The 13,022-nt window shown below is 57.9% G+C and carries 15 protein-coding genes, 1 tRNA gene and 1 pseudogene; all 17 read left to right on the top strand.

The window, feature by feature from the left end:
- Nucleotides 1-56 precede the first annotated feature (56 nt).
- The 17 genes and pseudogenes from ruvA to HF257_RS20605 all read left to right on the top strand — a co-directional run bounded on the left by ruvA (nucleotide 57) and on the right by HF257_RS20605 (nucleotide 12,917).
- Nucleotides 57-668: a Holliday junction branch migration protein RuvA gene (gene ruvA / locus HF257_RS20680; protein ID WP_003175802.1), complete on the top strand. Its 612-nt coding sequence runs from the start codon at nucleotides 57-59 to the stop codon at nucleotides 666-668.
- Nucleotides 669-1,727 (top strand): Holliday junction branch migration DNA helicase RuvB, encoded by a 1,059-nt coding sequence (gene ruvB, locus HF257_RS20675; protein WP_003193867.1) that lies wholly within the window; start codon nucleotides 669-671, stop codon nucleotides 1,725-1,727. It begins immediately after the preceding gene.
- A 138-nt stretch (nucleotides 1,728-1,865) separates the two neighbouring features.
- The gene (gene ybgC, locus HF257_RS20670) at nucleotides 1,866-2,321 is read left to right on the top strand and encodes a tol-pal system-associated acyl-CoA thioesterase (protein WP_025854760.1); all 456 of its coding nucleotides are present in this window, start codon (nucleotides 1,866-1,868) and stop codon (nucleotides 2,319-2,321) included.
- A 1-nt stretch (nucleotide 2,322) separates the two neighbouring features.
- The gene (gene tolQ / locus HF257_RS20665; RefSeq protein ID WP_010208111.1) at nucleotides 2,323-3,018 is read left to right on the top strand and encodes a protein TolQ; all 696 of its coding nucleotides are present in this window, start codon (nucleotides 2,323-2,325) and stop codon (nucleotides 3,016-3,018) included.
- Nucleotides 3,019-3,041: 23 nt separating this feature from the next.
- Nucleotides 3,042-3,494, top strand: a complete 453-nt coding sequence (gene tolR, locus HF257_RS20660; protein WP_161634127.1) for a protein TolR — start codon at nucleotides 3,042-3,044, stop codon at nucleotides 3,492-3,494.
- Nucleotides 3,494-4,567 (top strand): cell envelope integrity protein TolA, encoded by a 1,074-nt coding sequence (tolA, locus tag HF257_RS20655; protein WP_185708069.1) that lies wholly within the window; start codon nucleotides 3,494-3,496, stop codon nucleotides 4,565-4,567. The genes tolR and tolA overlap by 1 nt, the downstream gene beginning before the upstream one ends.
- 17 nt (nucleotides 4,568-4,584) lie before the next feature.
- Nucleotides 4,585-5,865, top strand: a complete 1,281-nt coding sequence (gene tolB / locus HF257_RS20650) for a Tol-Pal system beta propeller repeat protein TolB (protein ID WP_185708067.1) — start codon at nucleotides 4,585-4,587, stop codon at nucleotides 5,863-5,865.
- Nucleotides 5,866-5,917: 52 nt separating this feature from the next.
- The gene (gene pal, locus HF257_RS20645; RefSeq protein WP_003209827.1) at nucleotides 5,918-6,418 is read left to right on the top strand and encodes a peptidoglycan-associated lipoprotein Pal; all 501 of its coding nucleotides are present in this window, start codon (nucleotides 5,918-5,920) and stop codon (nucleotides 6,416-6,418) included.
- A 6-nt stretch (nucleotides 6,419-6,424) separates the two neighbouring features.
- Entirely contained in the window at nucleotides 6,425-7,258 is an 834-nt protein-coding gene (ybgF, locus tag HF257_RS20640; RefSeq protein WP_185708065.1) for a tol-pal system protein YbgF, read from the top strand.
- Between the two features lie 164 nt (nucleotides 7,259-7,422).
- Complete coding sequence (gene queE, locus HF257_RS20635; protein ID WP_185708063.1) at nucleotides 7,423-8,070, top strand: 7-carboxy-7-deazaguanine synthase QueE; 648 nt, start codon at nucleotides 7,423-7,425, stop codon at nucleotides 8,068-8,070.
- 1 nt (nucleotide 8,071) lies between these two features.
- Nucleotides 8,072-8,761 carry a 7-cyano-7-deazaguanine synthase QueC gene (queC, locus tag HF257_RS20630; protein WP_185708061.1) on the top strand — a complete coding sequence of 230 codons (690 nt, stop codon included), beginning with the start codon at nucleotides 8,072-8,074 and terminating at the stop codon, nucleotides 8,759-8,761.
- Nucleotides 8,762-8,824: 63 nt separating this feature from the next.
- A tRNA-Lys gene (locus HF257_RS20625) sits at nucleotides 8,825-8,900 on the top strand.
- A 237-nt stretch (nucleotides 8,901-9,137) separates the two neighbouring features.
- Nucleotides 9,138-9,746 (top strand): annotated as a pseudogene (locus HF257_RS33365) (histidine phosphatase family protein); the annotation flags it as partial.
- A complete protein-coding gene (locus tag HF257_RS33795) occupies nucleotides 9,741-10,043 on the top strand; it encodes a DUF7693 family protein (RefSeq protein ID WP_456300219.1) in 303 nt (100 codons plus the stop codon). The pseudogene HF257_RS33365 and the gene HF257_RS33795, both read left to right, overlap by 6 nt.
- A gap of 299 nt (nucleotides 10,044-10,342) precedes the next feature.
- Complete coding sequence (locus HF257_RS20615) at nucleotides 10,343-11,362, top strand: ABC transporter substrate-binding protein (protein WP_185708057.1); 1,020 nt, start codon at nucleotides 10,343-10,345, stop codon at nucleotides 11,360-11,362.
- Nucleotides 11,359-12,150, top strand: coding sequence for an ABC transporter permease (locus tag HF257_RS20610; protein WP_198913604.1), 792 nt, complete (start codon nucleotides 11,359-11,361; stop codon nucleotides 12,148-12,150). The genes HF257_RS20615 and HF257_RS20610 overlap by 4 nt, the downstream gene beginning before the upstream one ends.
- A complete protein-coding gene (locus HF257_RS20605) occupies nucleotides 12,138-12,917 on the top strand; it encodes an ABC transporter ATP-binding protein (RefSeq protein WP_198913603.1) in 780 nt (259 codons plus the stop codon). Before HF257_RS20610 ends, HF257_RS20605 begins: the two co-directional genes overlap by 13 nt.
- The last annotated feature ends 105 nt before the right edge of the window (nucleotides 12,918-13,022 follow it).

Raw genomic sequence — 13,022 nt, 5'->3', positions numbered from 1 at the left:
AATCGTGTTTCCCGGTCAGGCCTTTGGCTGACCCTCAAGCTTTAAGGATTTGAACCGTGATTGGACGCTTGCGCGGCACCCTGGCTGAGAAACAGCCGCCGCACCTGATTCTGGATGTAAATGGGTTGGGGTATGAGCTGGAAGTGCCCATGACCACCCTGTATCGCCTACCGTCTGTCGGCGAGCCGATTACGCTGCACACCCATCTGGTGGTGCGCGAAGATGCGCAATTGCTCTATGGTTTCATTGGCAAGCGCGACCGTGACTTCTTTCGTGAACTGATCCGCTTGAATGGCGTGGGGCCGAAACTGGCACTGGCGCTGATGTCGAGCCTGGAAGTGGACGAGCTGGTGCGTGCCGTGTCGGCCCAGGATACGTCGGCACTGACCAAGGTACCGGGTGTCGGCAAGAAAACCGCCGAACGTCTGCTAGTGGAACTCAAGGACCGATTCAAGGCCTGGGAAGTCGTACCGAGCATGTTCGCCCTGGTGCCGAACCAGCCGGACATGCCGGCCGGTCAGGTCGCCAGTGCCGAAAGCGACGCTGTCAGCGCGCTGATCTCCCTGGGCTACAAGCCGCAGGAGGCCAGCAAGGCCGTTTCGGCCATCAAGGACAAGAACCTGAGCAGTGAAGACATGATCCGCCGTGCCCTGAAGGGAATGATTTAAGTGATTGAAGCAGATCGTCTGATCGCGGCCACCGGCCCGCGCGACCGTGAAGAAGTCCAGGACCGCGCCATCCGGCCCCTGAGCCTGGCTGAATATATCGGCCAACCCACCGTGCGCGAGCAGATGGAGCTGTTTATCCAGGCCGCGCGCGGGCGCAGTGAATCCCTCGATCACACCCTGATCTTCGGCCCGCCGGGGTTGGGTAAAACCACGCTGGCCAACATCATTGCCCAGGAAATGGGCGTGTCGATCAAGTCCACCTCCGGCCCAGTGCTGGAGCGGCCGGGCGACCTGGCAGCACTACTGACCAACCTTGAACCGCATGACGTGCTGTTTATCGACGAGATTCACCGGTTGTCGCCGATCGTCGAGGAAGTGCTGTACCCGGCGATGGAAGACTTTCAGCTCGACATCATGATTGGCGAAGGCCCGGCGGCGCGCTCGATCAAGCTCGACCTGCCACCGTTCACCCTGGTGGGTGCCACCACTCGCGCCGGTATGTTGACCAATCCGTTGCGAGACCGTTTCGGCATTGTTCAACGTCTAGAGTTTTATAGCACCGCAGACTTGGCGACCATCGTCAGCCGTTCGGCGAGCATTCTCGGCTTGCCCCTGGACCCGGAAGGCGCATTTGAAATCGCCCGTCGGGCCCGTGGCACGCCGCGAATCGCCAACCGCCTGCTGCGTCGTGTGCGCGACTTTGCCGAAGTGCGGGCCAAGGGGCATATCACCAAGGCCGTGGCCGACCTGGCGCTGAACCTGCTGGATGTGGACGAGCATGGCTTCGATCACCAGGATCGACGTCTACTCTTGACCATGATCGAGAAGTTCGACGGCGGTCCGGTGGGTGTCGACAGCCTCGCGGCCGCCATCAGCGAGGAGCGCCATACCATCGAGGACGTGCTGGAACCGTACCTGATCCAGCAGGGCTACATCATGCGCACGCCACGGGGGCGGGTGGTGACGCGCCATGCCTACCTGCACTTCGGGTTAAACATTCCGTCACGATTGGGTGAGATGCCCGTGGTAGACGAATTCCTCGATGCAGTGGACGATTAAAAAGGTCACGCCAGTCGATTTATCTGGAGTTTGTGCTGTCCTAGTGGCTGGCGTCGTCATTCAGTCACTCGAAGTATTCTCGAGAATGAAAAAACAGTTGCCCAGCCAATTGGCAACCTGAGGAGTAAGCACTAGAGTATGCGCGCGCAAAACGGGGATCAGTCGTTCGCACATCGCTGTCGCGTTTATTACGAGGACACCGATGCCGGCGGCATCGTGTATTACGTCAATTACCTCAAGTTCATGGAGCGGGCTCGAACCGAGCGGCTACGGGAGCTGGGCTTTGCCCAGTCCGAGTTGGCAGGGGAGGACCTGTTGTTCGTCGTGCACTCCAGCGAGGCGCGCTACCACGCGCCGGCGCGGCTGGACGACGAGTTGTTGGTAAGCGCTGAAGTAATCGAATTGAACCGTGTCAGCCTGCGCTTTAAACAGCAGGTCAGGCGGGCAACGGATGCAACGCTGCTCTGTGAGGGGCAGTTCCTGGTGGCCTGTGTGCGCACCAATAGTTTGAAACCCCGGGCCATTCCCGAAGCTCTACGTGCGGCCTTTGCCGACGTAAGCGGCGCGGGTAAACAATCAAAGCAGGAGATTTAGCGTGGAACCTACCGTCGTCGACCATTCCTCCATGTGGAGCCTGGTCAGCAATGCCAGTGTTGTGGTTCAACTGGTCATGCTGACCCTGGTAGCCGCATCGGTTACCTCTTGGGTCATGATTTTTCAGCGCAGCAACCTGTTGCGTGCCGGTCGACGTGCCCTGGAGAGCTTTGAGGAGCGCTTCTGGTCGGGTATCGACCTGTCCAAGCTGTACCGTCAGGCCGGCAGCAACCCGGACCCGGATTCGGGCGTCGAGCAGATCTTCCGCGCTGGCTTCAAGGAATTCTCCCGTCTGCGCCAGCAGCCAGGCGTAGACCCGGAAGCGGTAATGGAAGGCGTGGCCCGTGCCATGCGCGTTGCCATCTCCCGTGAAGAAGAAAAACTGGAGCAGAGCCTGCCGTTCCTCGCCACCGTTGGTTCCGTGAGCCCGTACATCGGTCTGTTCGGTACCGTATGGGGCATCATGAACTCCTTCCGCGGCCTGGCCCAGGCCCAGCAAGCGACCCTGGCCACTGTGGCCCCGGGTATCGCCGAAGCCCTGATCGCCACCGCGATCGGCCTGTTCGCTGCTATCCCGGCAGTAATTGCCTACAACCGTTTTGCCGCTCGCGGCGAAAACCTGATTGGCCGTTACTACACCTTCGCCGATGAATTCCAGGCGATCCTGCACCGTAAAGTGCACACCAGCGAAGAATAAGCAGGTACTCCCCGATGGCTTTAATCACTCGAGCTCGAACCAAGCGCAAGCCGGTCGCCGAGATGAACGTAGTGCCTTACATCGACGTGATGCTGGTGCTGCTGGTTATCTTCATGGTGACCGCGCCGATGCTCAACCAGGGTGTAAAGGTTGATCTGCCCAAGGTTTCCAGCGAAGCCTTGCCCCAGGACAACAACACCCAGGTGCTGACCATTTCGATCAAGTCCGACAAGACCTATTACTGGAACCTTGGCAGCGAAGTCGACACTCAGAAGCAGCAGGACAAGGCCCTGACCTTGCCAGCGATGACTGATGCCGTGACCAAGATCATTCGCTCGGGCAACGAAGGCGGCAAGCACACCCAAGTCTTCATCCGTGGCGACAAGGCGGTCGACTACGGCTCCGTCATGGGTGCCATGGGCGGGCTGCAGAAGGCCGGCGTCGGTAACGTTGGCTTGATTACCGAGGCGCCCTGATGCAGCAACAGCGAGAGCCGTCCGCCTCGGAAAGCTACTTCTGGCCTAGCGTTTGGGCAATTGCCCTGCACGTCCTGGTGTTTGGCATGCTGTTCGTCAGCTTTGCCATGACCCCGGACTTGCCGCCAGCCAAGCCGATCGTGCAGGCGACCCTGTATCAGCTGAAATCGAAAAGTCAGGCCACCACCCAGACCAATCAGAAGATTGCGGGTGAGGCTCAGAAGTCGGCTGCGCGCCAGACTGAAGTCGAGCAGATGGAACAGAAGAAGGTCGAGCAGGAAGCGGTGAAGGCTGCTGCGGAACAAAAGAAAGAAGAGGCGGCTCAAAAGGCCGAGGAATCGAAAAAGGCTGACGAAGCGAAGAAGGCCGACGAGGCGAAAAAGGCTGATGAAGCCAAGAAAGCCGAGAAAGCTGCCGAAGCGAAAAAGGCTGAAGAGAAACAATTGGCTGATATAGCCAAGAAGAAAGCCGAAGACGAAGCGAAGAAAGCTGCCGAAGAAGAGGCCAAGAAACAGGCCGCTGAAGACGCCAAGAAAAAGATTGTCGAAGACGCGAAGAAGAAAGCCGCCGAAGACGCCAAGAAAAAAGCTGAAGCAGACGAGGCGAAGAAGAAAGTCGCCGACGACGCGAAGAAGAAAGCTGCCGCCGACGCCCAGAAGAAAAAGGCCCAGGAAGCAGCGCGTAAATCCGCCGAAGAGAAAAAGGCCCAGGCCTTGGCAGATTTGCTCTCCGACACGCCGCAGCGTCAGCAAGCCTTGGCCGATGAACGTGGTGATGAAGTTGCGGGCAGTTTCGACGACCTGATCCGGGCGCGGGCAGCAGAGGGCTGGACACGTCCACCTTCGGCACGCAAAGGCATGACAGTAGTGCTGCAGATCGGCATGTTGCCGGACGGTACGGTGACTTCGGTCAGCGTGTCCAAGTCCAGTGGTGACGGTTCGTTCGACAGTTCGGCGGTTGCCGCGGTCAAGAACATTGGCCGGTTGACCGAGATGCAGGGAATGAAACCAAGCGACTTCGCTCCCTATCGTTCATTCAAGATGACATTCACACCTGAGGATCTAGCCTTGTGAGAAACCTTCTTCGAGGAATGCTTGTCGTTATTTGCTGTATGGCAGGGATAGCGGCGGCGGATGAAAAGAACATCCTGGTCACCAGCGGTAGTGATCGGGCCACCCCGATCGCGGTAGTACCGTTCGGTTGGCAGGGCGGCAGCGTGCTGCCGGACGACATGGCCCAGATCGTCAGCGACGACCTGCGCAACTCCGGCTACTACGCGCCGATTCCGAAAGGCAACATGATCAGCCAGCCGAACCAGGCCAGCGAAGTTGTGTTCCGTGACTGGAAGGCCGTTGGCGCCCAGTACCTGATGGTCGGCAACATTGTGCCGGCCGGCGGTCGCCTGCAGATCCAGTACACGTTGTTCAACGTGGCCACCGAGCAGCAGGTCCTGACCGGCAGCGTATCGGGCACCGCCGAACAACTGCGCGACATGGCCCACTACATCTCGGACCAATCGTTTGAAAAGCTCACCGGTATCAAGGGTGCTTTCTCGACGCGTCTGTTGTACGTAACGGCTGAGCGTTTCTCCGTAGACAACACTCGTTACACTTTGCAGCGTTCGGACTATGACGGTGCACGGGCTGTAACTTTGCTGCAGTCGCGTGAGCCAATCCTGTCGCCGCGTTTTGCACCGGACGGCAAGCGTATTGCCTACGTATCCTTTGAGCAGAAGCGTCCGCGCATCTTCGTCCAGCACATCGATACTGGCCGTCGTGAGCAGATCACCAACTTCGAAGGCCTCAACGGTGCACCAGCCTGGTCGCCGGATGGTTCGCGCCTGGCATTCGTGCTGTCTAAAGACGGTAACCCTGATATCTACGTGATGAACATGGCTTCGCGCCAGATCAGCCGTGTTACCAGCGGCCCAGGCATCAACACCGAGCCGTTCTGGGGTAAGGATGGTTCGACCATCTACTTCACCTCCGACCGGGGCGGCAAGCCACAGATTTATAAAACAAGCGTGGGTGGCGGTGGCGCAGAACGCGTGACCTTTATTGGTAACTACAACGCCAACCCTAAGCTTTCGGCTGATGAAAAGACGTTGGTGATGATTCACCGTCAGGATGGTTTCACTAATTTCCGGGTTGCGGCCCAGGATTTGCAGCGTGGAACGGTAAAAATCCTTACAGATACCAACCTTGATGAGTCAGCCACTGTTGCGCCCAACGGCACCATGGTAATCTACGCCACCCGCCAGCAGGGCCGGGGAGTCTTGATGCTCGTGTCCATTAATGGACGCGTAAGGCTCCCACTTCCTACCGCTCAAGGCGAAGTCAGAGAACCATCCTGGTCCCCTTACCTGAACTGACGCGGCGCTACAAGATTTGCTTAACACACTGGGGTTCATTAGGAGTTTCACGATGGAAATGCTGAAGTTTGGTAAGTTTGCTGCTCTGGCTCTGGCTCTGTCCGTAGCCGTTGGTTGCTCGTCTAAAGGCGGCGACAATGCCGGTGAAGGCGCAGCTGTTGATCCAAACGCTGGTTACGGCGCTAACACTGGTGCTGTTGACGGCTCCCTGAGCGAAGAAGCTGCTCTGCGCGCTATCACCACTTTCTACTTCGAATACGACAGTTCGGACCTGAAGCCAGAAGCCATGCGCGCTCTGGACGTTCACGCGAAGGACCTGAAAGCTAACGGCGCTCGCGTTGTTCTGGAAGGTAACACTGACGAACGTGGTACTCGTGAGTACAACATGGCACTGGGCGAGCGTCGTGCGAAAGCCGTTCAGCGCTACCTGGTACTGCAAGGTGTTGCTCCAGGCCAACTGGAACTGGTTTCCTACGGTAAAGAGCGTCCAGTTGCTACTGGCCACGACGAGCAGTCCTGGGCTCAAAACCGTCGCGTCGAACTGCGTAAGTAATTCGTCATGCGAACGTGCCGTCGTGCTCTAACTGTATTGGCTCTCAGCCTCGCACCGCTTGCGGTGTGGGCTGCGGTTCCTGTGGAAGATAGCAACTCTGGCTATAACAATAGCGGGAGCAGTTATCCGCCAGCGGGTTATGGCACGAACGGCGCCTATGCTGGGGGAGCGGCTACGTCCGCCCCCTCGGCACAGGGCGAACTGTTCAACCAGCTGCAACGTATGCAGGATCAATTGTCCCAGCAACAAGGCACGATTGAGGTTCTGCAGAATCAAGTGAACCAGCTGAAGCAAGAAGGCCTGGAGCGTTACCAGGATCTTGATCGACGCATTGGAGCCGGTGTTCAACCTGCCGCAACTCCTGATAATTCTTCTACCGGTGGTGCGCCAAGTGCCGCCGCCGGTGGTGCAGCTGCAGGGGCGGCTGCCAGCCAAGCCCCTGCCGCCAGCAGCGAACCGGGTGATCCGGCGAAGGAAAAACTGTATTACGACGCAGCCTTCGACCTGATCAAGGCCAAGGATTTCGATAAAGCCAGCCAGGCATTTACCGCTTTCCTGCGCAAATACCCTAACAGCCAGTACGCGGGCAACGCCCAATATTGGCTGGGTGAGGTGAATCTGGCCAAGGGTGATCTGCAAGCAGCCGGCCAGGCATTTGCCAAGGTCAGCCAGCTGTACCCCAAGCATGCCAAGGTCCCGGACTCGCTGTACAAACTCGCTGACGTAGAGCGCCGCCTGGGTCATACCGACAAGGTCAAAGGCATTCTGCAGCAGGTGGTTGCCCAATATCCGGGCACCTCGGCTGCGCAGTTGGCACAACGGGATCTGCAGCGCTTGTAAGCAATGCAGCCCGTTTAGAAGAAACCCGCGCCTGGCGCGGGTTTTTTCGTTAGAATCCACGCCCTTTTATGAAGCACGCTCCTTGGGGTCTACGCGTTGGCGGGGTCCCTTGAAGTGCCTGACGGAGGCGGACAGCCTGTTTAGCTGTTACGCCCGTGGCGACTATGCAAGACACATTACGCATCACCGAAGTTTTTTACTCGTTGCAGGGTGAAACGCGAACCGCTGGCCTGCCCACAGTATTTGTGCGCTTGACCGGCTGTCCTTTGCGTTGCCAATACTGTGACAGCGCCTACGCCTTCAGTGGCGGCACCGTGCGCACCCTCGATGACATCCTGCAGCAGGTTGCCGGTTACCGCCCGCGCTACGTCTGTGTGACCGGTGGCGAGCCCCTGGCCCAGCCTAATGCTATTCCTTTGCTCAAGCAGCTGTGTGACGCCGGTTATGAAGTGTCCCTGGAGACCAGTGGTGCCTTGGATATTTCCGCGGTAGACCCGCGCGTCAGCCGTGTGGTCGACCTCAAGACCCCTGGCTCCAAGGAATCGCACCGCAATCTTTACGAGAATATGGACTTGCTGACGGCCAACGATCAGGTCAAGTTCGTGATTTGTTCTCGTGACGATTACGACTGGGCGAGTTCCAAGCTCATCCAGTACGGCCTGGATCGTCGCGCCGGCGAGGTGCTGTTCTCTCCTAGTCACCACGACCTGAATGCACGCGATCTTGCCGACTGGGTGGTTGCGGACAATCTACCGGTGCGGCTGCAATTGCAGTTGCACAAATACCTTTGGAACGATGAGCCAGGACGCTGACATGACTGAACAAACCAACGATCAAAAACGCGCTGTAATCCTGCTGTCCGGTGGTCTCGACTCCGCCACCGTGGTGGCTATGGCGCAAGCCGAAGGCTACCGCTGCTACACCATGAGCTTCGACTACGGCCAGCGCCACCGCGCCGAGTTGAACGCCGCTGCCCGTGTCGCTCGCGACATGGGTGTGGTCGAGCACAAGGTGATCGGCCTGAACCTCAATGGCATCGGTGGCTCCGCGCTCACCGACAGCAGTATCGATGTGCCTGAAACGCCGGGTGAAGGCATTCCGGTCACCTACGTGCCAGCACGTAACACTGTCTTCCTGTCCCTCGCCCTTGGCTGGGCAGAAGTGCTCAATGCGCGTGACATCTTTATCGGCGTCAACGCTGTGGACTATTCCGGCTACCCGGACTGCCGACCAGAGTTCGTCGAGTCGTTCGAGCGCATGGCCAATCTGGCGACAAAGGCCGGTGTAGAAGGGCAGGGCTTCCGCATCCTGGCGCCGCTGCAAAACCTGAGCAAGGCCGATATCGTGAAGGCTGGTGTAGGACTTGGCGTAGATTATTCGCTGACTGTTTCCTGCTACCAGGCAGACGATGACGGCCGTGCTTGTGGGAAATGCGACAGCTGCCGACTGCGTGCAGAAGGCTTCCAAGCGGCCGGAATTACTGACCCAACGCGTTATTTCTGATTTATTTCAAATAAGGTGTTGAATAATCCTTAGAAATCAGTATTATACGCGCCACCACACAGCGGGTCGTTAGCTCAGTTGGTAGAGCAGTTGGCTTTTAACCAATTGGTCGTAGGTTCGAATCCCACACGACCCACCATTTTTGGCGGTTTAGAAAATCCGGAAGGCCCACGTAAGTGAGGATTTCCGGGTTTTTTTTTGCCTGCGATTTAGAGGTTGTGGTGTCGGAGGTTGCGACAAGTCCACTCGCTCGCCTGTGCAGCAGTCGCCACTGCATCGCCACTGATGCTAGTGCATGTATCCTTGGTTGCTGGCCATATAGGCCAAAAGATACCCAGGAGAGGCGAATGGCCGTAACTGTGCGAGTGTCGGGTGTATGAAGCGTGTCAGGCTGATACGTCATGGAGAAAGTGCTGCCAATGCTGGTGAGCCCAGCCTGGATCACGCGAGCATCCCTCTTACGGTAAGGGGTGTCGAGCAGGCGCATCAGGTGGCGTGTTCCTTTGATCATGCTCCTGGCCTGGTCGTTGCCTCGCCGTTTTCCCGGGCCCAGTCAACCGCTATGGCTACAGTGGCGAGGTATCCGGCGATTCGGCTCGAGACTTGGCCCGTTCACGAATTTACTTACCTTGAGCCCACACGGTGCGTTAACACTACTGTGGCTCAGCGGCGGGCTTGGGTCGATGAGTATTGGTTCAGGTCAGACCCGGCGTTTACGGATGGTGCAGGCGCTGAATCCTTCCTGGATTTTTTGTGCAGGGCTCGGTCTTTCCTGGATCGACTGGTAGCGCACCCTGCCGATGACATTGCGGTGTTTTCCCATGGGCAGTTCATCAATGCTGTCGCTTGGCTGATCGAGCGCAAGCCGCAGGGTATTGATGGTCGAGCTATGGCCGACTGGCGTGAATACGAAATCCAGAACCCTGTGCCTAACGGTTGCGGATACAGGTTGTCCTGGTCCGCAGGCGAGGCGGTTTGGATGATAACCCCGCCGCTCTCTGCCCGAGACGTGTGCGAGGTGTTGCGCGAGGTTGCCTGGGGGCGGCGCGTGATGACTAGGGTGGGGCAGATGTCTGATAGCGATCACCTTGATGTTGAAGTTGGCGGTTGGCGCATTTCGATCTACAGCAACTGCGGTGAGCTCGACTACTGCCAAACCTGCATTAGCCCCGATGGGCGGCGCTGGTCGTTTGATTCGGGTGCCCGCTATGGGACTGATCCCGTGGCGTTGCTATCGACTTGGGAGCACAAAACGCTCGGGGATTTGCTGAAGAGTCTTTAGGTGGGGCGCGCTTACTGGCGCCACGAACAATCCGGAAGGCCGCACGCGGGTGTGGGTTTCCGGATTTTTTTTTGCCTGTGGATTGGCTCGGTTTCGGAGCGCTTAAAATATCTCCAGAGAATATAGTGTTTACACATGTGCTTTCATGACTTATAAAATAGCCAATAACACAAGGTGAAACATAAAATCAATTCACCTGTAAAAATAACATTTCCAAATGAATAAATAGAAAATTCTGCCCTTCATTGAATGATGGCGCTTGCCGTCCTTTTTGCTCCCACCAAGCTCGGGTACCTTGCATGACCACTCTCAAAGCCTTCACCAGAACCCTCCTGTTATCAGCCTCGCTGCTGGTCGGTGGCCTTGGCGCCACTGCCACTCAAGCCGCGACGCCTGCGCCTGTCACCTATGGTGGCTCGACCTGGTTCAGCAGCTTTCCGGTCTGGGTGGGCATTGATAAGGGTATCTTCAAAAAGAATGGCCTGGACGTTAAGTGGCAGCTCTTTGGTACCTCGTCGAGCCGGATGAGCGCGATGGTGTCCGGTAATCTGGACTTCGCCGCGTCCAGCGCGATTCCTGCGTTGTCGTTGATGGCGGCGGGCAGCAAGTCGTTCGAGGTGGTCTCGGAGCCGGATTCCTTCGTGACCGTGCAGGGAGTGTTCACCAACGGCGAGATCAAGGACATCGCCAGCCTCAAGGGCAAGAAGATAGGCGTCACTTACGCATCAAGCGGACACATTCTCATCCTTGACCTGCTCAAACAAGCGCAGATGGACCCGAACAAGGACGTGATGCTGCTGAACATACCGACCCAGGAAATGCCGGCGGCCCTCAAAACCGGGCAAATCGATGCTGCCGTCGCGTGGTCGCCAACCTTCAACATCCTGCAACAGCAGGGCAGCACGCTTCTGGCCGATGACACCCAGTTCAGCCTCTACAAGCAATTCAAGATCGGCACCGGGCCGGACATCCTGATCGCAAGCCGCGCCTACACCAAAGAGCATCCGAAGGAAGCCCAAGCGTTCGTGGATAGCTACATGGAGGCGATCGCGTTCATCAAGGCAAACCCGGAGGAGGCGGCGAAGTCTATCACCGAGTTGACCAAACTACCGGTGGAAGAACAGCTCAAGACCATCAACGCCATCGAATGGCATGACCTGGCCGACCAGAAAAAAACCTTGATCGAGACCCAGAGCTTCCAGCACGGCCTCAACCAATTGGCGGCCTTCATGGTGGAGAACAAGCAGCTGTCCAAGGTCCCGGCCGTGGATGACTGGTTCAACACCTCGTTCGTCAGTCATGCAGAGATCCGTCCATGAGTAACTCTTTAGCTCGCCCCTATGTACCCATGGGCACCGGCATCGTGTCGCGGCTGATCATTGGCTTTGCCACGCTGATCATCATCCTGGCTATCTGGGAAGCAGCGGTAAAGATGGGGTTTGTCGAAGCCCTGTTCCTGCCGGCACCTTCGGATATCTGGCACCGCGCCGTCGACATGACGGGCGACGGCAGCCTGATTGCCAACATTTTCGCCTCGACCCGCCGCGTCATGGTCGGCTTCCTGCTGGCCACTATCGTCGCTGTCCCACTGGGCATTGCCATGGGCTCGTCGCCGTTGTGCATGGCGATCTTCAACCCGCTGTTGTCGTTCCTGCGGCCATTGCCGTCGATGAGCTGGGTGCCGCTGTCGCTGTTGTGGTTCGGCATTTCCGAGTCGCAAAAGTACTCCATCGTGTTCATGGGCTCCTTGGCCCCGGCGTTGCTGTACATCATCGACTCCACCCGCAACGTCGACCCGCTGCTGATTCGCGCCGCCAAGAACCTGGGCGCCAAGCGCCACAACATCATGTTCGGCATCATCCTTCCCGCCGCGCTGCCGCAGATCATCACCGGCCTGAAAGTGATGCTCGGCATCGCCTGGACCTGCGTGATCTCCGCCGAACTGATCGCGGCCCGCGAAGGCCTGGGCTTCATGATCATGAACGGCAAGGAATACTTCCAGACTGACACCGTGGTGTTGGGCATGGTCATGATCAGCATCACCGTACTGCTCACCGACCTGGTGATGCGCATTATCGAGAGGAGGCTCGTATCGTGGCAGGACTGAATCCAATCATTGAGCTCGAAGGCGTCTCCAAGCGCTACGGCGACATGCTGGCGTTGGATAACGTCAGCCTGCGCATCGAGAAAGGCGAGTTCGTGGTGATTGTCGGCGCATCGGGCTGCGGCAAGAGCACCACCCTCAACATGATCGCCGGCTTCGACCATCCCAGCGAAGGGCTGGTGAAAGTCGAAGGCCGCCAGGTCACCGAAGTGAGCCCCAACACCGGCATGGTGTTCCAGCAGTACGCGCTGTTCCCGTGGCTGAGTGTGCTCGACAACATTGCCTACGGCCTGAAGATGAAGGGCATGAAAAAAGCCGAGCGCCGTGCCATCGCTCAGCAGTTTGTCGACATGGTCGGGCTCAAGGGCTTTGAAAACGCCTACCCCAAGCAACTGTCTGGCGGTATGAAGCAGCGCGTGACGATTGCCCGGGTGCTGGCCAACGACCCGGCCGTGATGCTGTTCGACGAACCCTTCGCCGCGCTGGATGCCATGACTCGCCAAGTGTTGCAGGAAGAGTTGGTGCGCATCTACGAGCAAAGCGGCAAGACCATCGTCTTCATCACTCACTCCATTGATGAAGCGCTGATGCTGTCGTCGCGCATCCTGATCATGTCGGCCCGGCCGGGCAAGATCGCCCAGGACATCGTCAACGACCTGCCACACCCGCGTAACGCCGACGTGCAGCTGTCGGAGCAGTACCTGGCAATGAAGCAGAAGATCTGGAAGACCGTTCAGGGCGAGGTGGCTAAAAGTCTAGCAACGCGCTGACGAAGCCATGGGGCGTAGATCTCCGTTTGAAGGTCTGCGCCGGGGCTTCGCTCGTCCATAGCTTTTCAATAAAAACTATATTTGCAAGCGATTTTGTTGATGCCT

The organism is Pseudomonas cremoris (genome assembly GCF_014230465.1).
The sequence above is the reverse complement of the archived record's forward strand: the minus strand, read 5'-3'. Positions and strand labels throughout refer to the sequence as shown.